Annotated in this window: 19 protein-coding genes; 4 read left to right on the forward strand and 15 right to left on the reverse strand. The window is 69.0% G+C overall.

The genetic code is table 11. From position 1 onward, the window contains the following. Positions 1–4: 4 nt before the first annotated feature. The 5 genes from BO221_RS37260 to BO221_RS37280 form a co-directional block, all read right to left on the reverse strand. Positions 5–673, reverse strand: coding sequence for a hypothetical protein (locus BO221_RS37260; protein ID WP_073565636.1), 669 nt, complete (start codon positions 671–673; stop codon positions 5–7). Then, positions 673–2928 (reverse strand): molybdopterin oxidoreductase family protein, encoded by a 2256-nt coding sequence (locus BO221_RS37265; protein WP_073565637.1) that lies wholly within the window; start codon positions 2926–2928, stop codon positions 673–675. The genes BO221_RS37260 and BO221_RS37265 overlap by 1 nt, the downstream gene beginning before the upstream one ends. 275 nt (positions 2929–3203) lie before the next feature. Continuing rightward, positions 3204–5171, reverse strand: coding sequence for a serine hydrolase (locus tag BO221_RS37270; protein ID WP_073565638.1), 1968 nt, complete (start codon positions 5169–5171; stop codon positions 3204–3206). Further along, a complete protein-coding gene (locus BO221_RS37275; RefSeq protein WP_073565639.1) occupies positions 5168–6670 on the reverse strand; it encodes a GDSL-type esterase/lipase family protein in 1503 nt (500 codons plus the stop codon). Before BO221_RS37275 ends, BO221_RS37270 begins: the two co-directional genes overlap by 4 nt. Positions 6671–6765: 95 nt before the next feature. After that, positions 6766–7209: a hypothetical protein gene (locus tag BO221_RS37280; RefSeq protein ID WP_073565640.1), complete on the reverse strand. Its 444-nt coding sequence runs from the start codon at positions 7207–7209 to the stop codon at positions 6766–6768. A gap of 118 nt (positions 7210–7327) precedes the next feature. Between BO221_RS37280 and BO221_RS37285 the strand changes: the two genes are divergently transcribed. Together BO221_RS37285 and BO221_RS37290 are read left to right on the forward strand one after the other, a co-directional pair. Further along, on the forward strand, positions 7328–10066 hold the full coding sequence (locus BO221_RS37285; protein WP_073565641.1) for a bifunctional acetate--CoA ligase family protein/GNAT family N-acetyltransferase: 2739 nt from the start codon (positions 7328–7330) through the stop codon (positions 10064–10066). Between the two features lie 59 nt (positions 10067–10125). Continuing rightward, positions 10126–11319: an MFS transporter gene (locus tag BO221_RS37290; protein WP_073565642.1), complete on the forward strand. Its 1194-nt coding sequence runs from the start codon at positions 10126–10128 to the stop codon at positions 11317–11319. Positions 11320–11361: 42 nt separating this feature from the next. Here the strand turns inward: BO221_RS37290 and BO221_RS37295 are convergent, their stop codons facing one another. The 4 genes from BO221_RS37295 to BO221_RS37310 form a co-directional block, all read right to left on the reverse strand. Then, positions 11362–11898 carry an imm11 family protein gene (locus tag BO221_RS37295; RefSeq protein WP_083681987.1) on the reverse strand — a complete coding sequence of 179 codons (537 nt, stop codon included), beginning with the start codon at positions 11896–11898 and terminating at the stop codon, positions 11362–11364. A 65-nt stretch (positions 11899–11963) separates the two neighbouring features. After that, positions 11964–13328: an AHH domain-containing protein gene (locus BO221_RS37300; protein ID WP_073565644.1), complete on the reverse strand. Its 1365-nt coding sequence runs from the start codon at positions 13326–13328 to the stop codon at positions 11964–11966. A gap of 192 nt (positions 13329–13520) precedes the next feature. Then, on the reverse strand, positions 13521–14129 hold the full coding sequence (locus BO221_RS37305; RefSeq protein WP_073565645.1) for an imm11 family protein: 609 nt from the start codon (positions 14127–14129) through the stop codon (positions 13521–13523). Further along, on the reverse strand, positions 14126–15490 hold the full coding sequence (locus BO221_RS37310; protein WP_073565646.1) for an AHH domain-containing protein: 1365 nt from the start codon (positions 15488–15490) through the stop codon (positions 14126–14128). Before BO221_RS37310 ends, BO221_RS37305 begins: the two co-directional genes overlap by 4 nt. Positions 15491–15580: 90 nt before the next feature. Here BO221_RS37310 and BO221_RS37315 point away from each other — a divergent pair, with 90 nt between their 5' ends. Continuing rightward, positions 15581–16990, forward strand: a complete 1410-nt coding sequence (locus BO221_RS37315; protein WP_073565647.1) for a deoxyribodipyrimidine photo-lyase — start codon at positions 15581–15583, stop codon at positions 16988–16990. A gap of 10 nt (positions 16991–17000) precedes the next feature. On the opposite strand, the gene BO221_RS37320 is transcribed toward BO221_RS37315, so the two are convergent. The 3 genes from BO221_RS37320 to BO221_RS37330 form a co-directional block, all read right to left on the reverse strand. Then, positions 17001–18488 carry an NAD(P)/FAD-dependent oxidoreductase gene (locus tag BO221_RS37320; protein ID WP_073565648.1) on the reverse strand — a complete coding sequence of 496 codons (1488 nt, stop codon included), beginning with the start codon at positions 18486–18488 and terminating at the stop codon, positions 17001–17003. Positions 18489–18578: 90 nt separating this feature from the next. Then, positions 18579–19775, reverse strand: a complete 1197-nt coding sequence (locus BO221_RS37325; protein WP_233166428.1) for a GDSL-type esterase/lipase family protein — start codon at positions 19773–19775, stop codon at positions 18579–18581. Between the two features lie 328 nt (positions 19776–20103). Continuing rightward, positions 20104–20661, reverse strand: a complete 558-nt coding sequence (locus tag BO221_RS37330) for a hypothetical protein (protein ID WP_073565650.1) — start codon at positions 20659–20661, stop codon at positions 20104–20106. Between the two features lie 201 nt (positions 20662–20862). Here BO221_RS37330 and BO221_RS37335 point away from each other — a divergent pair, with 201 nt between their 5' ends. After that, positions 20863–21498, forward strand: coding sequence for a hypothetical protein (locus BO221_RS37335; protein ID WP_233166429.1), 636 nt, complete (start codon positions 20863–20865; stop codon positions 21496–21498). Between the two features lie 141 nt (positions 21499–21639). Here BO221_RS37335 and BO221_RS37340 read toward each other — a convergent pair whose 3' ends face one another. The 3 genes from BO221_RS37340 to BO221_RS37350 form a co-directional block, all read right to left on the reverse strand. Then, positions 21640–22269 carry a DoxX family protein gene (locus tag BO221_RS37340; RefSeq protein WP_158079980.1) on the reverse strand — a complete coding sequence of 210 codons (630 nt, stop codon included), beginning with the start codon at positions 22267–22269 and terminating at the stop codon, positions 21640–21642. A 143-nt stretch (positions 22270–22412) separates the two neighbouring features. Next, the gene (locus tag BO221_RS37345) at positions 22413–22970 is read right to left on the reverse strand and encodes an RNA polymerase sigma factor (protein WP_073565652.1); all 558 of its coding nucleotides are present in this window, start codon (positions 22968–22970) and stop codon (positions 22413–22415) included. A 97-nt stretch (positions 22971–23067) separates the two neighbouring features. Further along, complete coding sequence (locus BO221_RS37350) at positions 23068–23499, reverse strand: response regulator (RefSeq protein WP_073565653.1); 432 nt, start codon at positions 23497–23499, stop codon at positions 23068–23070. Between the last annotated feature and the right edge of the window lie 141 nt (positions 23500–23640).

Raw genomic sequence — 23640 nt, forward strand, 5'->3', positions numbered from 1 at the left:
CTCCTCAGTGGACGGCTGCGCGGGTGGGCGCGCGGCTCGGGCGCGAGGGGTGCGGCAGTCCGTGGCAGGTGAAGCAGTTCATCTCGTCATTCGCGAGCTGCTTGCCCAGCGCCCGGTGGCTGTCCACGTGCGTGAAGGCCGGTGCCGTGCCGTGGCAGGCCAGGCAGTTGGAGTTGGGATAGGAACCCTTGTACGTGATGGGCTCCTTCCACGTGTCCGTCACGTACAGCAGCCAGTGGCGGAAGCCGTCGCGCTTGGACTCCACCGTGCCGAAGATGCCGTAGCCCGTGTGGCACGCGTAGCACTGCTTCGCCGGAATGGCTCCCGACCGGTAGTGCCGGGCCGCCAGCGTGGCGCTCTCTGGATTGTGCATGTCCACCACGAACGGGTCCATCACGTGGCAGGACTGGCAGGCCTCCACTTCCTTCATGGACTCGAACATGTGCCCCGTGGTGCCCAGCAGCGCCACGCCTGGCAGCACGAAGAGCCCCAGCAGCAGCGTCCACCGGTACGTCGAGCGCGCCATCCTCGACTTGAAGACGAACTCCACCAGCACCAGCCCCACCAATGCCACCACGATGCACACCAGGGCCACCACTTCCAGTGTGCCGCCCAACGTGGCGCCATGGGGAGGCTCGGGCGCGGCCATCGCCAGCAGATGCCAGGGATGCATCACGTGCCCTCCTTCACGCGCTCCACCCGCACCGCGGCCACCTTGTATTCGGGTTGCCCGGAGGTGGGGTCCACGTAGTCACTCGTCGCCGCGTTCACCAGGTGCTTCATCGAGTGCATCAGCGCGAACACCACGCCCGGCCTCACCCGCATGCTCGGCTTCGCCTGCAGCCGCACCGAGCCGCGTGCACTCGTCACCTGCACCAGGTCTCCCTCCTTCACGCCCATCACCGCCGCGTCCCCGGGATGGATCTCCAGGTAGTCCATGTCGATGCCCTGCAACTGCGGAATCCGCCCCGTCAGCGTGGCGGTGTGCCAGTGCTCCAACCGGCGCCCGGTGGTGAGGGTCATCGGGTAGTCGCTCGTGAGCGCCTCCCGGAAGGGGCCCTGCTCGGAGAGGTAGACGATGGCCCGTCCGTCCGGCCGGGCGTAGAAGTCGATGCGTCCCTCCTTCTTCGCCAGTGGATCCTTCCCCGGCACGTAGCGGTGGCAGGTGCCCGGGTGGTCCTCGCTCGGGCACGGCCACACCAGCCCCGGCAGTTCCTTCAGCCGCGCGTAGGTGATGCCGGTGAAGTCGTAGGTGCTGCCGGCGGAAATCCTCCGCCACTCGTCCCAGACGTCCTCGGGCGTGCGGGCCTTCAGCAGCTCCCCGTGGCCGAGCCGCTCGCCGAAGGCCACCAGTATCTCCAGGTCCGAGCGTGCCTCGCCCGGCGGCTCCACCAGCTTCTGGACCAGGTGGTAACGGCGCTCGGACTGCGAGAAGACGCCCTCCTTCTCCGCCCACATGGCGGCCGGGAGGAAGACGTCGGCGAGCTGCGCGGTGTCGGTGGGGAAGATGGAATCACAGACGACGAGGAAGGCCTTCTCCATGCCCTCGCGGTAGCGGTCCGCGTTGGGCAGCGAGCGCGCCGGGTTGGTGGCCATCACCAGCGCCGCGCGCACCTTGCCCTCGCGCATGGCCTCGAAGAGCGGCACGGCGGAGAGGCCCGGGTTGGGCGAGATGCGGCCCTCGGGCAGGCCCCACGACTTCTCCATCTCGTGTCTGTCCTTCTCCTTCGACACGAGCCGTCCGGCCGGCAGCGCGTGGGCCAGCGCCCCCGTGTCCCGCACGCCGCCGCCCGCGTTGGGCTGGCCCGTCAGGGAGAAGGGCGAGGCCCCGGGGCGCCCTATCTGCCCGGTGAGCAGGTGCAGCGCCATCATCATCCGGTTGGCCGACACCCCGTGCGTCTGCTGGTTGAGCCCCATCGTCCAGAAGCTCATCACCGCCTGGGAGATGCCCCACAGCCGTGCGGCCTCGCGGATCTCCGCCGAGGACAGGCCGCACAGGTCCGCCACCTTCTCCGGTGCGTAGTCCTCGAGGAACTTCTGGAAGTCCTCCAGCGTGAGCGGCGGCGTGTCGGCCGCTCCCTTGCGGAAGGTGACGAAGTTGTCGATGAACGCGCGGTCCACCAGCCTGGTGCGCAGCAGCTCGTAGGCCATGGCGTTGAGCAGCGCCACGTCCGTGCCGGGCCGTATTTGGAGATGCAGCGTGGCGTCGCGGGCGGTGGGTGTGCGCCTCGGGTCCACCACGATGACGCGCGTCTGTGGAGCGGTGCGGATGCGGTCGCGCACGCGCTCCCAGACGACGGGGTGGCACTCGGCCATGTTGGAGCCGATGACGAAGAAGGTCGTGGCGTGCTCGATGTCGTCGTAGCAGCCCGAGGGCTCGTCCGCGCCGAACACGGACTTGTATCCGAACGCCGCCGACGCCATGCACAGACGCGGGTTGCCATCCACGTTGTTCGTCCCGATGCCACCCTTGAACAACTTGTTGGCGGTGTAGCTCTCCTGGGTGAAGAGCTGCCCCGAGCCGTAGAACGCCACCGCGTCCGGTCCGCCCTGGGCGATGGCCTCGCGGAAGCCAGCGGCCGCGGCGTCGAGCGCCTCGTCCCAGGACACGCGCACGAGCTGCCCGTTCTTGCGCACCATGGGGTACTGCGCTCGGTCCGAGACGTAGAGGATTTCGCGGTTGAGCAGGCCCTTGATGCACAGCCGGCCGCGATTCCAGCCTTCCTGGAGGCCCTCGACCTTCACCACCTTGCCGCCGCGCACGCCCACGCGCGTCTCGCAGCCCGAGCCGCAGAAGCGGCACACGCTCTTGTGCCAGGAGTCCACCGGGATGGCCTCCTCGCGCGTCCAGCCGATGCACCCGGGGCCCGCGAGGCCCGCCGCCGTCACGCCGAAGTAGTGGAGGAGCTCCCGCCGCGTCATGCTCATGCCGTCCCTCCAGAAGGGCCCGGCATCACAGCCCAGGCTCGGGCGGCATCGCGCGTGTGTGTGTTTCAAAAGTCGTGGAGCTGTCCGCTCATCGACGGCCCGGGCCCTGACTCACGGCTGGGATGCCAGACGGTGAACGGTGCCGCCTCGTGCCGGGAGAGGAGTACAGGCTCGGATACCCTCACCCCGGGGGGCTTGCCCCCCCTTTGAACGACGGGGGGCTCCTCTCCCGGAGGGCGAGGGGTGTTTGACGCAGTGGAGGCGCGCTCCGCGGGTCAGCCCCCCTGGTCCGCGGCGCGTTCCTGTGATGGCTGCGGAGTGGGGCGTGAGGCGGGCAGGAGTCCGGCGTCATCGGGCACGGGGCTGCTGCCATCGGTGGTGCGGAGGGGCGCGGTGGCGGCGGGGACCGTCTGCGTTCCAGGGGCCTGCACCTTGGCGAGCGCCTCGCGTGCCGGCGCCGACTGTGGATGCAGGGCCACGGTGCGCTCCAGCCAGCGTAGTTGCTCCTCCTTCCGGCCCCGCTTGCCGAGCAGTCCCGCGACGCGGAGCATTTCATCCACGTAGTCCGGGTGCAGGGTGGTGTTCGCGGTGGCCAGCTCCAGCGCGGGCCAGAGCGCCTCGGGGTCCTTCACCTCGTCCAGCCGGACGCGCCGCAGCTCGGCCACCTGCGCGCGTTGCCACACCTCGTCGAAGTGCCGCGCGTCCTTCTGGACGGCCTCGCTGAAGCGCAGCGGGGCGGGGCAGGGCACCTGCGCGCAGGCGGCGAGGTAGTCGGTGAAGAAGGCGAGCGCGCCACGTTTGGGGTACTCGCGGAGCTTCTCGGGCCCCAGCGTCTTCTCCAGCGTCACGGCCATGTGCGCGCCCACGCGGATGAGCAGCGAGCCCTCGCGGGGATGGTGGGCGTCGCGCACGCGCCGCAGCGCCGCCTCGGGGTCCTGCGCGATGGTGGCGCGGTCGAGCAGCGCGGACATGCGGGTGAATGCCTCGGAGAGGTCACCCGGCTCGGGGAGCGCGCCGGGGCCGCGGGTGGCCCACTGGTGGTAGGCGAGCCCGTAGGTGAAGAGCCGGGCGAGCCCCTCGTGCACCACGGCGTCCACCGGGTCCACCAGGTGCGCGTCGCGGCGGACGAGCCTCTCCTCCAGCAGCGTCTCGATGATGCGGGTGGAGATGCGCCGCTGCCGCTTCGCCTCGCCCTCCAGGTTGCTGGCGATCGCGATGACGACGTCCTCGGCGGGCAGCATCACCAGCAGCGAGGTGGTCTCCGGCTGGCCTCCGGCGTGGGCCACCATGTAGTGGCCGCGCAGCGGGTAGGTGGCGAAGCCCAGGCCGTAGTCGGTGAGCTGGCCCTCGCGGGTGCTCAGGGAGGCCTGCATCATCCGTGCTGTTTCCGCGGGCACCAGCTTGTGCTGGAGGATGGCCTGGCCGAAGGCGAGCAGGTCCTCCACGGAGGCGCGGGTGCCACCGCCGGCGAAACGGCTGGAGACATCGAGGAAGTGCGAGGGGACGAGCTGTCCCCGGAAGTGGCGGTAGCCCACGGCGTGCTGCTTGTCGCGGGTGCGCTGGTCATCCAGCGCGGCGTGGCGCATGCCGGCGGGGCCGAAGACGTGGGACTTCAGGTAGCGGCCGTAGCCCTGGCCCGAGGCCTTCTCCACGGCGGCGCCGAGCAGGTTGTATCCCCAGGTGGTGTAGACGAATTTCGTGCCGGGCTCGGCGGCGAGCGGCTTGTCTGCGAAGAGGGCGAGGGCGCCCGCGGTGTCGAGCGGCTGGGTGTTCTCCGCGGCCTCGGGCCCGTCGTAGTGGGGCACGCCGCCGAGGTGGCCGAGCAGCTGGCGGACGGTGAACTTCCAGGACTTCTCTGGGTACTGGGGCACCCAGGTCCGCGCGTCCGTGTCGAGCTCGAGCTTGCCCTCCCGCACCAGCTGCATCACCGCCACGGCGGTGAAGGACTTGGTGATGGAGGCCATCCGGTACGTCGTCCGGGGCGTGGCGGGTAGCTGTTGGGTGATGTCCCGCATGCCATAGCCCTGCACCCAGCGCATGCCGCCGTGGAGCACGCCCACCGAGAGTCCGGCGTAGGAGCCCTTGGCGAGCTCGGCACGCACGAGCGCATTCAGCGCGCGTTGCACCTCGGGAGGGAAGGGCGCGTCCTTCTTCCGGGCCGCGGCGGCGGTGCGGGCGCGGGCCGGGGCCGGGAGCGGTGCGGTGAGGCAGAGGAGGAGGAGGGCGGCGAGGAGCGCTCTCACCGTGCCTCCTCGGAGGCCTGGAGCGGCGGGGCGAGGGCGGCCTGGCGGTTCGGGTCCGCCGCGTCCACCCACGAGCGCAGCAACGCATCGGTGATGAGCTGGCCGAGGATGTCGAGCCCATGGCCGCGCGGGTGGACGAGGTCGTCGTGGACGAGCCTGGCCTCGACGAAGCGGGCCAGCGAGCCGGAGCCGCCCATGGCGGAGAAGATGTCGAAGAAGGCGCAGCCCTCGGAGAGGGCGATCTGCCGCTCGATGGAGATGACCTCGTCGAGGTAGGGCCGCTGGGCGAGTCTCTTGGCGCCGCTGCCCCCGCGCACGGCGTCGATGGGGCCCACCACGAGGCAGGCACTGCCAGGAGCGGCGGCGCGCGAGCGGCGGACGAAGGTGCGCAGACCTTCCTCGACCTCGGCGAGGTTGGAGCGGCCCCACTCGAGGCGCTTGGCCTCGTTGCCGCCGAGGATGAAGAGGAGCAGGCGCGGGGAGCGCTCGGCGAGCTGGGCGCGGAAGACGTCCTCGCGGGCGCGCAGGAAGAGATTGGCGTCGGCGGAGGGCACCCCGAGCGTGTCGAGCACGATGCCGGGACGCTGGTGCTGCAGGACGACGCCGAGCACCACGGCGTCACGGCCCTCGGCGACGACCTCCAGGTTGCGGGCGCCCTCGGGGATGTCGAAGGAGAGGGCCTGGGCCTGACCGGAGCCCTGGGGCTCGGCGCGGGCGAGCTCCTTTCCATCGGCGTGGACGGAGAGCTGGCCGGCGCGGGGCACGTCGAGCCACCACAGGGTGCCCCGTGGCTCACGGTCGAGCGCGAAGCGGCTGCTGGCCTTCGTGGTGGTGGAGCGGTGGTAGACGCCGCTGATGCCGAAGGGGAGCTCGGCGAGTTTGACCTCGCCCAGGGTACGAGGCTCCCAGCCGCCGCGAGCGAAGCCGGCGCGGACGCGGGGCCCATAGTTGGCGAGGCGATCCACGGCGAGCACACCGCGCCCACCGTCGCCAAAGGTGGCGCCGAGCTCCTCGCGGATGACGTCCACGATGCGATCTCCGGCGATCAGCGAGTTGCCGAAGGCGGAGATGACGATGGGGGAGGAGGACTCGCGGGAGGAGAGGGCGTCGAGGGACTCGAAGAAGGGGGCGAGCGCGGTGCGGGCGCAGGTGGTGCCGGAGGGCGCGACACAGGGGTCCTCGAGATGGGGCTCGTGGACGCCGAGCTTCTTGCCGAGCTGATACAGCTTGAGGGCCCGTGGAGAGGGCGGAGGCAGCGCGCGGCTGACGGCGGGAGCCGGGGCGGCGGGAGCCGGAGCTGCCTGGGCGGGAGCGGAGGCCTGGGCGAGCCGGAGCGGCTTGTCGGCCGAGGCTGCGGCACGCGGGGCGCGCGGAGCACGGGCCAGCCGGGGCGCCGGTGGTTTCGCGGGAACTGGCCAGAACGCCCAGAGGAGGGCACCGAGGAGGAAGGGAACGAGGAGGACGACCGCCCACCGCCTGCCACGAGAAGCTTGGAACATGCGGCGGGAACTCTAGACGAAAGACCCGGACCGAGACAGGAACCGGCCGAGAAGCCGGGGCACGTAGCAGCCTGTCGCTTGCCTGCTCACTCGCTTCAGGGAAGTGCCTTGTCGGCCCTGCGGATCACCTCGCCCTCGACCACCGTGGTGCCATCTGGAGAGACGGGATGACCCAGCGTCGCGACGAGCTTGCGGTGGGCCTCCTCCAGACGGCGGTGCAGCGTATTGAAGGTCTGCTGCGCCGTACTGGGCATGTCCTCGGTATAGGTGAAGTACCAACGCAGCGTGTCGAGGCACTCGTAGAAGTGGTCCACGACGGACTGCTCGAGGACGGGGAGGTGGATGAGCTCCTGGAAGGTGGCCGAGGTGTAGCGGGTGGAGATGGTGCTGAGCATGGGCTCGCGGCTGCGCAGGCGGGAGAAGAGGGCGAACATCTCTCCGCGGCGGGCGTCGAGCCGGCGCATGATGTTGGCTGCGTCGAGGGCGATCAGGTTGCGGACACGGGTGGTGGCCTCATCGGTCTGTTTGCGGCGAGCCATGGCGGGAGAAGCCTACCGCCAACACGGTCCCGGGCGTAGCCAGGCACCTGTTCCACATCCGCCAGTGGCATACGGTTGCGGTTGAACCCGGGCGTTCCGGGAGCAAGAAACGGACCCCATGGCCCAGCCGACCCGTACGCCACCGAATGACCCTTCGTACGACCTGCTGCACCAGCAGGGCCGGCATCCGCTGGATGCCCTCTTCAGTCCACACAGCGTGGCGGTGATAGGGGCGAGCGAGCGGCAGGGGAGCGTGGGGCGCACCATCCTCTGGAACCTCATCAGCAGCCCGTTCGGGGGCACCGTCTACCCCATCAATCCCAACCGGAAGAACGTGCTGGGAATCCGCGCGTGGCCCTCGCTGGAGGCGCTGCCCGAGCCGGTGGAGCTGGCCGTCATCGTGACACCGGCCGACACGGTGCCCGGGGTGATGCGCGAGTGCGCGAAGACGGGGGTGAAGGGCGTCATCATCATCTCGGCGGGCTTCAAGGAGGTGGGCCCCGAGGGCGTGAAGCTGGAGCAGGAGGTGCTCCAGATCGCCCGGGAGGCTCGCATCCGCATCATCGGCCCCAACTGCCTGGGGGTGATGCGGCCGAGCACGGGGCTCAACGCCACCATCGCGCGGGACATGGCGCGGCCGGGCAACGTGGCCTTCGTCAGCCAGAGTGGCGCGCTGCTCACGGCCATCCTCGATTGGAGCAAAGGCGAGGGGGTGGGTTTCAGCGCCTGTGTGTCCATCGGCTCGATGCTGGACGTGGGGTGGGGCGACGTCATCGACTACCTCGGGGATGACCCACGCACGCGCAGCATCCTGCTGTACATGGAGTCCATTGGCGACGCGCGGGCCTTCCTGTCGGCGGCGCGCGAGGTGGCGCTGCACAAGCCCATCATCGTCATCAAGGCGGGGCGGACGGCGCAGGCGGCGGCGGCGGCGGCCTCGCATACGGGCTCGCTGACGGGCAGCGACGAGGTGCTGAGCGCGGCCTTCCGGCGCACGGGCGTGCTGCGCGTGGACTCCATCGCGGACCTCTTCTACATGGCCGAGGTGCTGGCCCGGCAGCCGCGTCCCGAGGGCCGGCGGCTCACCATCCTCACCAACGCGGGCGGCCCGGGTGTACTGGCCACGGACGCGTTGGTGGCGGGCGGGGGCGAGCTGGCGAAGCTCTCGGAGAAGACGGTCACGGAGCTGAATGGCTTCCTGCCCCCGGCGTGGAGCCACGGCAACCCGGTGGACATCCTGGGCGACGCGGATCCCGAGCGCTACGCGAAGGCACTCGAGGTCACGGGCGCGGACAAGAACAGTGACGGCCTGCTCGTCATTCTCGCGCCGCAGGACATGACCGAGCCCACGCAGACGGCGGAGCGGCTGCGGCCCTACGCGAAGCTGGGCAAGCCCGTCATCGCGAGCTGGATGGGAGGCTCGGACGTGGCGGCGGGCGAGCGCATCCTCAACGACGTGGGGATTCCGACGTTCGGCTATCCGGACACGGCGGCGCGCATCTTCAATTACATGTGGCGCTACACGTACAACCTGGCGGGCCTGTACGAGACGCCGGTGTTGGCGGAGGAGCCGCAGGGTCGCGAGGAGGCGGAGCGGCTCATCCGCGAGGCGCGCGAGGCGGGGCGCACGCTGCTGACGGAGTACGAGTCCAAGCGGTTGCTGGCGGCGTATGGCATTCCGGCGGTGGAGACGCGGCTGGCCACGACGGTGGACGAGGCGGTGCGCGAGGCCGAGTCACTGGGCTATCCGGTGGTGCTCAAGCTGCACTCGCATCGAATCACCCACAAGTCGGAGGTGGGCGGGGTGAAGCTGAACCTGGGGACGGCGCGGGAAGTGCGCGAGGCCTTCGAGGCCATCCGGGGGAAGCTGGAGGCGCTGGGGAAGGGAGACGGCTTCGACGGGGTGACGGTGCAGCCCATGGTGAAGCTGGAGGGCTATGAGCTCATCGTGGGGAGCACACTGGATGCGCAGTTCGGGCCGGTGCTGCTGTTCGGCGCGGGCGGTACGCTGGTGGAGGTGTTCAAGGACCGGGCGCTGGGGCTGCCGCCGCTGAACACGACGCTGGCGGGCCGGCTGATGGAGCAGACGCGTATCCACGAGGCGTTGAAGGGCGTGCGCGGCCGCGAGCCGGTGGACCTGGGGGCACTGCGCAAGCTGTTGGTGCGTTTCAGCAACCTGGTGGTGGAGCAGCGCTTCATCAAGGAGGTGGACATCAACCCGCTGCTGGCGTCGGCGGAGCGGCTGGTGGCGCTGGACGCGCGCGTGGTGTTGCACGGCCCGGAGGTGAGGGAGGAGGACCTGCCGCGGCTGGCCATCCACCCGTACCCGGTGAAGTACGTGGAGCGGTGGAGGACGAAGGAGGGGGGATGGGTGGTCATCCGCCCCATCCGTCCCGAGGACGAGCCGAGGATGGTGGAGTTCCACAAGACGCTGTCGGAGCAGACGGTGTTCCTGCGGTACGCGGGGATGATGAAGCTGGGCCAGCGCGTGGCGCACGAGCGGCTGGCGCGCATCTGCTTCAATGACTACGCGCGGGAGATGGCGTTGGTGGTGGAGCGGGCGGAGGCGCCGAACATGGGAGAGCTGCTCGCGGTGGGGCGGCTGACGCGGCTGCCGGGGACGGAGGACGCCGAGTTCGCGATGCTCATCAGTGACGCGGTGCAGCGACAGGGGCTGGGGTCGGAGCTGTTGCGCCGGCTGGTGGACGTGGGCCGCGACTGGGGGCTGAGACGGATTGTCGCGGACATCCTCTCGGGCAACGGGGCGATGCAGCGCGTCTGCCGCAACCTTGGGTTTCAAATCATTCACCCGGGGAGTGTGGGTGACAACGTGGTGAAGGCGGTGAAGGAGCTCTGAGCCGGAGACGCACCCGGGGGGTCTGGAGTCGAGGGGAGCAGTGGGGCTACAAACTCCGGATGCGCACCCCCCACCCGGCCCTGCGTCTGCTCACCCTGTTGCTCGTGAGCATGATGACGATCATGGCGAGCGCCGCCATCTCACCCTCCCTGCCGCGGCTGCGGATGGCCTTCGAGTGGGTGCCAGGGATTGACCTATGGGTGCGGCTGGTGGTGTCGCTGCCGGCGCTGTTCACCGCGATGGGGGCGCCGCTGGCGGGGGTGTTGATCGACCGCTTTGGCCGCAAGCGCCTGTTGGTGGCGTCGGTGGCGCTGTACGGCGTGGCGGGCTCGCTGCCGGGAGTGCTGACGTCGCTGCCGCTGATCCTGGTGTGCCGGGGGCTGTTGGGGCTGGCGGTGGGAGGGCTGATGACGACGGCGGCGGCGCTCATCGCGGACTACTACGCGGGCCCCGAGCGGGGTGTGGTGCTGGGGCGCCAGGCGGCGTTCATGGGCGTGGGAGGCTTCGTCTTCATGCTGGGCGGAGGCCTGCTGGCCGACATTCATTGGAGGGCTCCGTTCGCCGTCTACCTATATGCCCTCCTGGTCCTTCCGCTCATCCTGCTGTTCCTGCCCGAGCCGGAGGTGAAGCGGGGAGCGGCGGCGGGCGGAGCGGCGCGGGTGGCGCTGCCGTGGAGCACGCTGTGGCAGGTCTACGCGCTGGCGATGGTGGGGATGATGATCTTCTACCTGATTCCGGTGCAGCTGCCGTTCCTGCTGAGGAGGCTGGGGGTGCAGTCCTCGGCGATGGCGGGGTTGGCGGTGGGCGTGTCGACGGTGGTGGGGTCGGTGGTGTCGCTGCGTTATGCGCGGGTGAGGCAGGTGCTCGGGTACCGGAGCATCATGGCGGTGCTCTTCGCGTGCATGGCGCTGGGCTACGTGCTGGTGGGCATGTCGCAGTCGTACGCGGCGGTGGTGGGAGGGCTGGCGGTGTCGGGACTGGGGCAGGGATTGCTGACGCCGAACATGGCCAACTGGGCGGGCGAGGTGGCACCGGAAGCCGCGCGAGGCCGGGTGATGGGCCTGCTGACGACGAGCCTCTTCCTGGGGCAGTTCGTGTCACCGCTGCTCGCGCAGCCGCTGATTGGCGCGGTGGGGCTGGGAGGTGCGTTCCTGGCGGCGGGAGGCCTGCTGAGCGCGCTGGCGGGGACGTTCGGCGCGCTGGCGTGGCACGCGGCGCGGGAGCGGAGCGGGGCGGTCCAGGGAGCGGAGTGACAGGATGCACTGAGCACTCGCCGTGCGGTGAGCGCTGAGGTTTCAAACCTCGATGAATTTGATGCCGGTGATGCCCGCGGCCTCCATGGCGGACTTGACGTGCTCGGAGACGATGAGGACGACCTTCCAGCCCCAGGGCCGGAAGATGTGGGCGTCGCCAATCTTCTCCGGGTCCACCTTCAGCCCCGCGACGTTGCGGTACTGCCCCTCCTTGTCCGGGCGGTTGTCCTCGGGCAGCCAGTAGAGCACCTCCTCACACCGGGCGTCGTCGATGCACCGGATGAGTTGCAAGACATTGAGGATGAACCAGGGTTCCGTCTGTCCCTCGACCTCCACGGGGATGAACTGGACCTTCTTGTGAAGCCCCAGACGCTCGAAGAGTGAGACGACCCGCCGGTTGACGATGGGAATACCTTGGGCCTGACTGAAATCGAGTGCGACGCCTACCGGCTTCACCACCAGGCGGATCGGCCCTTCGATTTCGAGGACCCGCCCCTCGAGGAACCGATAGGTGTCGAACAGCTCGCGCTTCTCGGGATCTCCCGAGTCCTCGTCCTCGCCATCTGCGAAGAGCGGCATCCCCAAGTGCCAACGCCCCGGGATGTATTTGTCATCATATAGTTTGAAGTACCTTGTACGCACGGTCATGGCGTCCTCGTCGCCAGCTTGTTGAGCCTGGATCCCTGCTTGCAGACATCCCCTGCGATCCTATCGAGTTCGTCCACGAGTTTCGCTCGACACTCCGCCAGGGGCTTACAGGTTCCAAGCGCATCGCTCAGCCGCTCGAAAATCTCGGCGTGGTACGCCTCCGGATGAGGCCCCTTGTGGCCTCGCAGATAGACGATGTTCGCCGGATCATCCAGGCTCATCCCCGCTCGTTTGAAGAGTCTCTCGAAATCAGGTGTCCACGGGCCGCCGCGGCTCTCGGAGATGTCGTTCTTGTTGGTGCACAGGTGGTGGCGCTGGTGGCCGCCCTCCCCCGACTCCGCACAGTCCCCCGTCGTCCGCGCCGCGCTCACCGCCGACGTCACCGCCGCCGCCGCCGTGCTCCCCGTCATTCCTATCAGCACCACCGTCCCGTTCGCCACGCTCACCTGCGCCCGTGTCCCCGCCACCACCCTCACGCTTCCCCGCGCGCCCCCTCCTGCCAGGGCGAAGCGCGGCGGTGACAGACTCGCCCACAGCCCTCCCTTCGGAACCTCCGGCAGTCCGCACGCCAGCTTCGCCCCCGCCACCGTCACCAGCACCCGCAGCCCCACACCGCCCAGCGCCTTGCCGAATCGCTCGGCCGCCGCTTCCAGCGCTTCCCTCGTCCTCGCCGCTTCCGCCTCCCGGTACAGCGTCAGGCACGCCAGCCCCACGTTGTAGAGTTCCGCCGCGCTGTACGTCAGCAGCAGGGCCAGTGTTACCGCTCCCGCCAACGCCTTGGAGAACACGGGCTCAGGTGCCGCCCACGCCAGCGCATATAGCGCCAGGGACGTGCCCACCGAGAGCAGGACGGCGGGCGAACTGAACAGCTCCACCGCGGCCTGGCGCACCCCCTCGCCCATGTAGCGCGGCGAGAGCTTCAGTGCCTGAAACCACCGGGCACTCTCCAGAGAGCCGGGTAGCTCCACCAGGGAAGCACCCAACAGCGCTTCGTACTCCTCACGCACCCCCCTCTCCAGGGCCGAGGGCCGTAGGTCCGCTGGTGGCGGAAGGCCCGTCATCGCCCGCGTGTGGGCCTCCGGCAGCAGCTTCAGTCCAGGCCGCGACGCCGCCTGCTGGAATTCCTCCTCCAATGCCGCCACCACCTCCCTGGCCTGGCCCACCGTCCAGAGTGCCAGTGCCGGGTTCGGCCTCACCCTCTTGAAGGTCAGCCGCAGCCCTTGTCCCTCTTCCCCCTGGTAGCTGCTCACCTCCACCGGTTCGAGCACCGGCAGCGCTTGCTTGGCTCCCGCCGGTGCGGCCCGGAGCGTCAGGATCACCAGCATCAACAGGGACAGGGCGTGAGTGCTTCTCGGCTTCATGTCTGGCTCCTTCCGCCCTTGGGAGTCGAGGGGATGGATGGGGGGCTTCTACCGTACTGGAACGCCGCCAGGCGGGAGGGGTCCGCAGTGAGCTGTGCTCACATGCTGAGCCCGGGATACGCACCAGCCCTGGTCCTTGCACCGGTAGCGGTTCGCGGTGGCCAGGCTGCAGGAAGTGGAGCAGCTGGCGCTTCAGACTTCGAGGAATTTGATGCCGGTGATGCCCTCGGCCTCCATGGCGGACTTGACGTGCTCGGAGACGATGAGGACGACCTTCCAGCCCCAGGGACGGAAGATGTGGGCGTCGCCAATCTTCTCCGAGTCCACCTTCAGCCCCGCCACGTTGCGGTACTGCCCCAGCTTGTCCGGGCGGTTGTCCTCGGGCAGCCAGTAGAGCACCTCCTCACACCGGGCGTCGTCGATGCACCGGATGACGCGCAATGCATTGAGGATGAACCAGGGCTCCGTCTGCCCCTCTATCTTCACGGGGATGAACTGCACGTCCTTCTGGAGCCCCAGGCGCTCGAACAGCGAGACGACCCTCCGGTGGACGACGGGAACACCGATGGCATGACTGAATTCGAGTGCGAGGCCCGCCGGCTTCATGGTCAAGCGAATGGGCTCGTCGATTTCCAGGACGCGGCCCTGCTTGAACCGCCAGATGTCGAACAACTCGCGCTGGTCGTCTTCCTCGCGCCCTCTCTCGGGCTCGCCATCCGCGAAGAGAGGAAAATCCAGCTCCCAGCGCCCTGGAATGTATACGTTGTCGTACAGCTTGTAATATCTTGTCAGAGCAGTCATGGCTTCCCCGTGGCCAGCTTGTTGAGCCTGGAGCCTTGCTTGCATACATCACCTGCAATCTTGTCGAGTTCGTCCACGAGCTTCGTTCGACAATCGGCCTGGGGCCAACAACCCGACAACACCTGCTCCAATCGTTCGAAAATCTCGCTGTGGTACGACTCGGGGTGGGGCCCCTTGTGGTCTCGCAGGTAGACGACGTTTGCTGGGTCATCCAGGCTCATCCCCGCTCGTTTGAAGAGCCTCTCGAACCGGGGCGTCCAGGGGCCGCCGCTGCTCTCGGAGATGTCGTTCTTGTTGGTGTACAGGTGGTGGCGCTGGTGGCCGCCCTCCCCCGACTCCGCACACGCTCCCGTCGTTCTCGTTGCGCTCACCGCCGATGTCATCGCCGCCGCCGCCGTGCTCCCCGTTACGCCCATCAGCACCACCGTCCCGTTCGCCACGCTCACCTGGGCCGACGTTCCCGCCACTACCCTCACGCTTCCTCGCGCGCTCCCTCCCGCCAGGGCGAAGCGCGGAGGTGACAGACTCGCCCACAGCCCTCCCTTCGGCACCTCCGGCAGTCCTCGCGCCAGCTTCGCCCCCGCCACCGTCACCAGCACGCGCAGCCCCACTCCGCCCAGCGCCTTGCCGAATCGCTCGGCCGCCGCTTCCAGCGCTTCCCTCGTCGTTGCCGCTTCCGCCTCGCGGTACAGCGTCAGGCAGGCCAGCCCCACGTTGTAGAGTTCCGCCGCGCTGTACGTCAGCAGCAGGGCCAGTGTTACCGCTCCCGCCAACGCCTTGGAGAACACGGGCTCCGGTGCCGCCCACGCCAGCGCATACAGCGCCATGGACGTGCCCACCGAGAGCAGGACGGCGGGCGAGCTGAACAGCTCCACCGCGGCCTCGTGTACTCCCTCGCCCATGTAGCGCGGAGAGAGCTTCAGTGCCTGAAACCACCGGGCACTCTCCAGAGAGCCGGGGAGCTCCACCAAGGACGCACCCAACAGCGCCTCGTACTCCTCGCGCACCCGCCTCTCCAATGCCGAGGGGCGCAGGTCCGCTGGTGGCGGAAGGCCCGCCATCGTCCGTGTGTGTGCCTCCGGCAACAGCTTCAGTCCAGGCCTCGACGTCGCCTGCTGGAATTCCTCCTCCAATGCCGCCACCACCTCCCTGGCCTGGCCCACCGTCCACAGTGCCAGTGCCGGGTTTGGCCTCACCCTCTTGAAGGCCAGCCGCAGTCCTTGTCCCTCTTCCCCCTGGTAGCTGCTCACCTCCACCGGTTCGAGCACTGCCAGTGCTTCCTGGGCTCCCGCCGGAGCGGCCTGGAGTGACAAAGCCACCAGTATCAACAGGTACAGGGCGTGAGTGCTTCTCGGCTTCATGTCCGGTTCCTTCTGCCCTCGCGAGTCCAGCAGATGACTCGGGTTGCTCTTACCCTGGCCGTGGAACAGGCACTTCCCTAAAAGGGCTCCATGGCGAGCAGGACCATCGAAGAGGGCCGCATCAAGCGGCTCAACACGCACGAGCCGAAGCGCGGCGACTACATCCTCTACTGGATGCAGCAGAGCCAGCGGGCCGAATTCAACCCGGCGTTGGAGTACGCCATCCAGCGCGCCAACGAGGCGAAGCTGCCGCTGCTGGTGGGCTTCGGCCTCATGGACGGTTACCCCGAGGCCAATGTCCGCCACTACCGTTTCATGCTGGAGGGGCTCCAGGACGCGCAGCGCACGCTGGCGCGCCGGAAGATTCCCCTCGTGCTCCAGCGCGGTGCTCCGGACGTGGTGGCGCTGAAGCTCGCGAAGAAGGCCTCGCTCGTGGTGTGTGACCGGGGCTACCTGCGCCACCAGAAGCAGTGGCGCGAGACCGTGGCGGAGAAGGCTTCCTGCCCGGTGATTCAAGTCGAGGGCGACGTGGTGGTGCCGGTGGAAGCCGCTTCGGGCAAGGCCGAGTACGCCGCGCGCACCCTCCGCCCCAGAATCCACCGCCTCTGGAGCACGTACCTGGTGGAACTCTCGCCCACGCCGTTGAAGACAGACTCACTGGGGCTGGGCGTCAAGGGACTTGACCTGGAGAGCCTCGACGCGGTGCTGGCGAAGCTGGACCTGGATCGCACCGTGCCGCCGGTGAGCCACCGCTTCCGGGGCGGCACGAGCGAGGCGAAGCGCCTGCTGCGCAAATTCCTCACCGAGCACCTCCCCAATTACGAGGAGAGCCGGCCGCACCCGGAGACGACGCACGTTTCGCACATGAGCAAGTACCTCCACTTCGGGCAGGTGAGCCCGGTGCAGGTGGCGCTCGCGGCGCGCGAGTCGAAGGCGGCGGACAATCAGCGCGAGAGCTTCCTCGAGGAGCTCATCGTCCGGCGCGAGCTGGCGCAGAACTTCGCCGAGTACTCGCCCCACTACGACACCTTCGCGTGCGTGCCCGAGTGGGCGCGCAAGACATTGGACAAGCACCGGAGCGACGAGCGGCACCACCAGTACTCGCGGGAGCAGCTCGAGCAGGCGCGCACGCACGACCCGTACTGGAATGCCGCCATGCGGGAGATGCGCTACACGGGCTACATGCACAACGCCATGCGCATGTACTGGGGGAAGAAGATCCTCGAGTGGAGCAGCACCCCCGAGCACGCGCACGCCACGACGCTGGCGCTCAACAACCGGTACTTCCTGGACGGGCGCGACGCCAACTCCTACGCGAACGTGGGCTGGTTGTTCGGCTTGCACGACAGGCCCTGGGGCGAGCGCGAAATCTTCGGCACCGTGCGCTACATGTCCTCGGGCGGCCTGGAGCGCAAGGCGGACATGGATGCCTATCTCGAGAAGGTGGACATGCTCGTGGCCGAGGCCAGGAAGGCCGGCGTGCGTTTCGAGGGCGACTGAGCCCCCCTCGTCACCCGCGCGCGATGCTCGCGGCGGTACGCACGCCTCCGAGCGCGGTGGCCAGCGTGCTCTGTCCCGGGAACACCGAGTCCCCCACGAGCCACAATCCATTCATCACCGGCCTCGGCCCCAGGGAACGGTAGTGGTACAGCCCGGCCCGCCTCGGCACTCCGCCCACCGCGCCCGCCTCGCGCTGCGTGAAGCGCTCGAAGGTTCGCGGTGAGGCCGTCATCTCGTGCTGCAGGTTCTCCATCCACTCGGGCGCCAGGCGCCGCAATCCCTGCCGCATCCGCTCTTGAATCGTGGACACGATGCGCGCCTGCTCCTCCTCGGGCCGCTCCGTCAGTGCGCGCAGCGGCACGTGCGTGGACACCGTGAGCGTCCTGTGTCCCGGCGGCGCCCTGCCCGTGTCCGCCTCTCCGCTGAGCGAGGCGAACAGGTGATTGCCCTCGACGAAGGCGGCCTGCTCGTTCTGTACCAGCTCCAGGTGGTGCGCACCGGGTGGTGCGTCCCCAGGCGCTCGCACCACGAGGTACAGCATCACCGCGCCCCATCCGTCCGCCACCCGTCCGGCCAGCTCCCGCAGGCGCGCGGGCAGTTGCTCGGGCGGGAGGCCCAGCAGCCGCATCAACCCCTGGGGCAGCACGTTGGCCACCACGTGGCGCGCGAGCAGCTCGCCCCGGCGCGCCGACACCTTCCACCCTCCCGGCACGGCCTCGAGTGACTTCACCCGGTTGGCGTACAGCACCTCGCCGCCCCCCGCGGTGACGGCCCCCGCGAGCGCACTGGCCAGTCTTCCAATCCCTCCGCGCACGTGCCCGGTGCCCCGCCAGTAGTAGTCCATGGCCGCGAGCGCGAAAGGGGCCTCGGCCTCGGCGGCCGCGCACTGCACGGTAATCTGGCAGAGCGCGTCCAGGTACGTGCGCAGCGGGGTGAAGCGCAGCAGCCCGAGCCGCTCCAGGATGGAGCCCAGGGGCCGTCCCATCCAGCGCACCAGCGGCGTGTACCGCAGGGCACGCGAGGCATGCCGCAGCAGCGCGCGCACGTCGAGCGGCGGCAGCAGTGAAGGATCATCGAAGAGCGGCCATAGCGCCTGGGCCACCTGCCGCTGCAGCGTGAAGAAGTCGCGCAGGGCGTCCGCGGGAGCCTCTGGGAAGGCGCACAGCTGCTCCACGAGGCGCTGGCGGTCGCGGTACACCTCCAGCCGCATGCCCGGGGTGCGCAGCTCCACCATCGGATCCAACCAGTCCACCGTCACGTCCAGCCCGAGCTGCCGCACCCACCGGCCGAAGAGCTGCCCCTCGTCGAGCCCGGAGAAGAGGGTGGCGCCCGCCTCGAAGGAATAGCCGTGCCGGCGGAAGGTGCTGGCGCAGCCTCCCGGGTAGTTGAGGGTCTCGCAGAGGGCCACCCGCGCGCCCCTCCGGGTGAGCTCCAGCGCCGTGGCCAGTCCGCCAAAGCCCGAGCCCACCACCACCGCGTCGTACCAGGTGTTCGTCATGGTGCCGTGCCGGAGGACAGGTCCGGCACCTGGAGACATAACCGTCCGCCGTCCTCCTGGCGAGCCGTTCGGCACCCCCGGACGCCCCGCTCAGGGCTCCCCTTCGGCGGGCAGCAGCACGCCCGGGCCGGGTTGCACGCCTGCTTCGCGCAGCACACGCGCCGCCTCGGTGGCCATGACGCGGTGTCCCTCGGCGCTCGGGTGGATGCCGTCCACCTCCAGCCCGTCCAGGAAGAGGTGCACGTTGTCGGGCCGGCGCGTCACCGCCTCGAAGTCGATGACATCCGGGAATGTGGCGCGAAGCCACGCGTTCATCTCCAGCCGCTGCTGCTTCACCACCTCGTAGCTGCCGTGGTTGCTCTTCTCCTTGGGCAGCAGCGTCCCCACCCAGAGGCGGCAGAAGGGCTGCAATCGCGAGACGAGCGTGTTCATCCGCGACTTCAGGCCGCCCATGTCCAGTGCGGCCAGATCATTGGTGCCCAGCAGGACGATGCAGTCGGTGATGCCCTGGAGCGAGAGCACCTCCGTGTCCAGGTTCTGCAGCGCGTCGTAGAATCCCTGGCCCGAGACACCCGCGTTGACGATGGGCACGCCCAGTTGCGCCTCGGCCACGGAGGGCCAGGCCAGGCGCGTGTCGTCCAGCTCGTCGATGTAGCCCTCGGTGATGCTGTCACCCAGGGCCACGAAGGCACGGGCGGGCGGGCCCTCGACGTCCACCGTGGCCAGTCCCACGGCGCGATCCCACGGCGTCCCGCCCAATGGGCCCGAGACGCTCGCGTAGGCGCCCGAGCGCACGTAGCTGCCCGGCAGCGCATGGATGGCGCTCACTCCCAGCGCGCCCTGCACCTCGAAGGACACGGCCAGCTCGTCGCGGAACTGCACGGGCAGCGACACGGGATCGGACACCACGCGCGTCCTCGCGGCCACGGAGAAGCCCGGCGTGCCGGAGAACGTCACCGCCACCGGCGCCGAGGCCAGCGAGCCATCCGGGCCCGCCAGCGCCACGGTGGCCTTGCGCAACACGAGGCTCCCCTCTCCCGCGCGGAACGCGAGCCGCACCCGCTCTCCGCCCCGGCCCACCGGCACGCGCAGGCGGAACGTCACGCTGCCCGTGCTGTAGGACCAGCGCAGCGCCTGATGGAAGCCGGGCTGGAACATGGGCGGCGGCGGCCGGGGCTCTTCCGGGGGCGTTGGCTCGACGGGTGTCACCACCACCGGATCCTCGGGTTGAGGCCGTGGCTCCTCGTCGCCCGGCACGGGCGGCTCGGAGGTGGGCTCCTCGGACACGGGCGGCTCGACGGACTCTTCCACCTCCCTGGTGGTGGAATCGCATCCCGCCACGACGAGGACCGCGCATGCACACACCAGGACCCGAGTCCATTCCCGCCAGCCCATTCGAACCCCCCTCGCTCCAGAGGGTGTGCACCGCGTGGGTCCCTGGGGAGCGGGGCTTGCATCCCACTCCGGCCAGCGCCCTGGTGCTGCCCACGCCGGAGGGCAGGCGGGCGAGCGGCCCGTGTCCGGCAGCGGGTTGCACGGCGCGGGGCGTGGAAACACGACGGCCCCCGCTCGCAGGACGCGCGGAGGCCGTGGACACGACTGTCTGCCTTTGTACTTACGGCAGGGCGCGGGCGATGAACTTCCACTTGCTGCTGGCCTGGGCGGTGTTGTCCAGCCACGTGGACACGCCGATGAGGCCAGCCATGGTGGCGAGGCTGAAGACACCCAGCCAGTTGACGAGTTTGGTGGTGTTCTTCACGTCATCCGGCGCGTCATCGGCGGCCTTGCTGCCGGACTCCATGGGGATGCCGTCCTGGAGGGCGCGCTTGGCGAGGAAGCCGCCGCCAATGAGGTTGATGACACCGCTGACGAGCGTGGCGCCCATCAGGAAGTCCTTCACGAGGACCAGCTTGCGCGCGCTGGCGGAGATGGAGCGGCCGGAAATCCTGGAGCGGCCGACGAGCCAGGTGAGGGCGGTGGCGCCCAGGCCCACGGCGTTGATGATGTTGTAGCCGTTCCAGGCGGCGTTGACGATCCTCGCCCGGTCCAGCTTGTCATTGATGAGCCGGGCCGACGGGTTCAGGGCGATACGGCCGAAGAGCGAACCGCCGAAGCCCGCCGCGAGGCCGAGGTTGTGAAGCACATAGGCGCTGGTCGTGAGAGTCGGTGTCATGGAGACCCCTCCGTGCTGCGTTGTGGTGCGGGGGTGAAGCTACGCACGCGCCGCGTAACGGCTGGGTGACCTTGGCTCCCTGCTCGGTGGGAAGAAAGGCGGGCCTGTAGCTCCTTCCCGGAGTTTCGGGGTTGAACGAAGGATCGGCCGGGAACCGGACACCGGCTTGTACCCGGGACCCATATGAGGGGAGATCCGCCCATGACCCTGGACGAGGATGACCTCTGGCTCCTGGAGGCCGTGGTGGAGCTGGCAACGCCGCTGCACATGCTCCTGGGCCCGAAGGTGGCACTGGCATTGAACATGCCACGGGGGCACGGCCTCTCTCCCGAGGCCCTGTGCGAGAAGCTGGCCTCGCTGAGCGAGCGCGAGCTCATCCGAGTCCATCAGGCCGGGGATGAAGCGGTGGTGGCCCGTACCCGAGCGGAGCTCGAGCGCGCCCTGTCTCAGGGCGAACGGTTCTCCCCGGACCGCTTCGTCTACCGGCTCACCCCCCGGGGTGGTGAGGCCTGGGAGCACTACGCCCAGCCGGACTGGAGCCGCTACATCGACGCGGGCTGGGACCGCGAGCCGGAGATCTGTGTCATCGAAGCGGCCAGCCGTGAAGCCGCAGAGGAGGAGTACCAGCGCCACGAGCGGAGCGGCAACGAGTACCGGCCCCTTCCCGAATCGAAGCACGGTGAGGTGTTGCGCCCCTGGTGGGCCACGTATTGGAAGGTGCTCCCCGCTGGCTACCGGCTTCGCTATGCGTGGGTGTCCCGGCAACTCGATGTCCACAGGATCATGTCCTCGCCGCCTCCGGCCCCGTGGTATTCGAGCCTGGCGCACGACAGGTAGACCCGGAGGGTTCCAAGGTGCGCACCTGGGACGGCCCGTGCCTTCCCGGAAACGCGTTGTCCCGGATACACGAGCACCCCGGCTTCCTGGCTCGCTTCTCGCCAGGAGACCAGGGCGCGGGGTGCTCGCCTGCTCGTCAGCTCAGCCCTCACGCACGGGCACGGATACCAGCCGCGGAGCCACCGGCCGGGCCGCGGGCCGCCACAGCAGGTACATCATGCCGGCCAGCAGGCCCAGCTCCAGCGGCAGCCGCCAGAACTGGTTCATGATGGCGTGTCCGTCGATGACCACCGGGTTGCCCTGCACCTGGCGGATGCCCACCAGCAGCGCCACCAGCATGTCCCCCGCGAGCGGCAGGGCGCACAGGCGGGTGATGAGCCGCGTCGCCGGCGTCCACGCGCCGAGGATGAGCCCCAGGCCCAGTACCACCTCCATGGCGATGACCATGGCCGCGCTGAAGAACGGGAAGGGCATGCCGATGCCGGAGATCAACTGCGCGAAGCCCTCCACACCGGTGTTCACCTGCAGCCCTGGCGCACCGACGAGGATGGGCAGCGTGAAGTCGAAGGCCTTCATCAGTCCGAAGAGGATGAAGATGACACCCGTCACGCCGCGCACCTGGTAGCGGCCGGCAGTCTCGGGGACGCGCTCCAGCCAGTAGTCGCGCTTGGGATGCGCCGCCAGCGTGCGCACGAGACGCGGGCGCCAGCCCTGGCGGCTCTCATCGGCGCGGGAGGAGGAGAACGGGGCAAGGGGATTCGTCTGACGCATGAGCGAGTTCATTGGGTGTTTGTCTTTTGTGGTTGGGGTTGGCTTGTTCGCAGCAGGTGCCGGTTTCATGACGCGCGGCGTTGATTTTCTTGTGCGGGCTTTTTGTCTGTCTTTCCGGCGGATTTTTGTCTGGCTTTGTCCGCTCAGGCCGCGAGCTCTTCCGCGCGCTCCGTGGCGAGCGGCCGCAAGAGGCTCCTCAGCTCGAGCCGGGCCTGGTGCAGCCAGAAGCCCACCGTCCCCGGCGTGGTGCCGAGCCGCCGCGCGATGTCCTTGTAGCGCACGCCCGCCGTGTGTAGCTCGAAGGCTTCCCTCAGCGGAGCGCGCAGACATGCGATGGCCTCGTGCAATTCCTCGTCGGAAACGCGCTCCCAGGTGTGCCACTGACGCGGCTCGCGCACGAGCACGGGCGCGTGCACCAGCTCCAGGGCGGGCCCCTCGTTGCTCTCGGTGCGCTGGCGCCGGCAGTGGTCCAGGAAGCGCCGCTGGAGCGTGGTACACAACCACGCGCGGCGGGTGCCATCGCTCCAGCCCCGCAACGACTCGAAGTGCAACAACGCGCGTTCCAGGGTGTCCTGCATCAGGTCCTCGGGCTCCACTCCGCCGTTGCGGCAGAGCTTGTGCGCGAGCCCCATCAGCAGCGCTCCATGCGGGGCGATGAGCTCCGCGAACTCCCGGCTGTTTCCAGAGAACGTGCGTGGCATGTGGCCTCCTGCATGGATAGAGGGGCCCTCATCCCGAAAAGCACGCGGGCCAGAAGATTTTCTTCCGGCCCGCTCGGTCACCCGCTCTGTCCGGGCCTCACTGGCCCATGGAGCACACCTGCTCGTGCTCCCAATCCAGGTACAGCCTGCGCGGAGTGGGCGGACCCTGCGGGGAGACGCCCGAATCCGTGAGCGCCCGGTTGACCACCTCTTCAAACTCGCTCAGCTCCGAGCATTTGGAGAGGAACGCCGTCACGCCGGGCGCGTGCGGGTCCGTCGCGGCGCTGTGCATGATGACGGGGACGTCGTGCAACTCCTCGTCCTGGACGAGCCACTGGCACAACTCCACCCCGCTCATCCGGGGCATCTGCCAGTCCGTCACCACGAGGTCCGGCCGCCGCGCGTGGGCGATTTCCAGGGCCTCCCTTCCATCATGTGCACGCAGCACGCGATGGTCCATCAGCTCCAGGACTTCCGTGTAGAGGTCGAGGAGCTCGGGTTCGTCATCAACGAGAAGAATGGTGCTCATGACTCGGCCTGTCCTTTCCTCAGGTAGGGGATAGAGCGTGATCCGGGCTTCTCCAGGGAGGGAGCTCCGGTTCCCGCCTCTACCGGGTGGAGTCCACGTCTCCCTGGTGTGATGTGTGTGATTTGATGCGCGTTGCTCGAG

This window comes from Archangium sp. Cb G35 (assembly GCF_001896145.1).
GTDB classification, from domain to species: domain Bacteria; phylum Myxococcota; class Myxococcia; order Myxococcales; family Myxococcaceae; genus Archangium; species Archangium violaceum.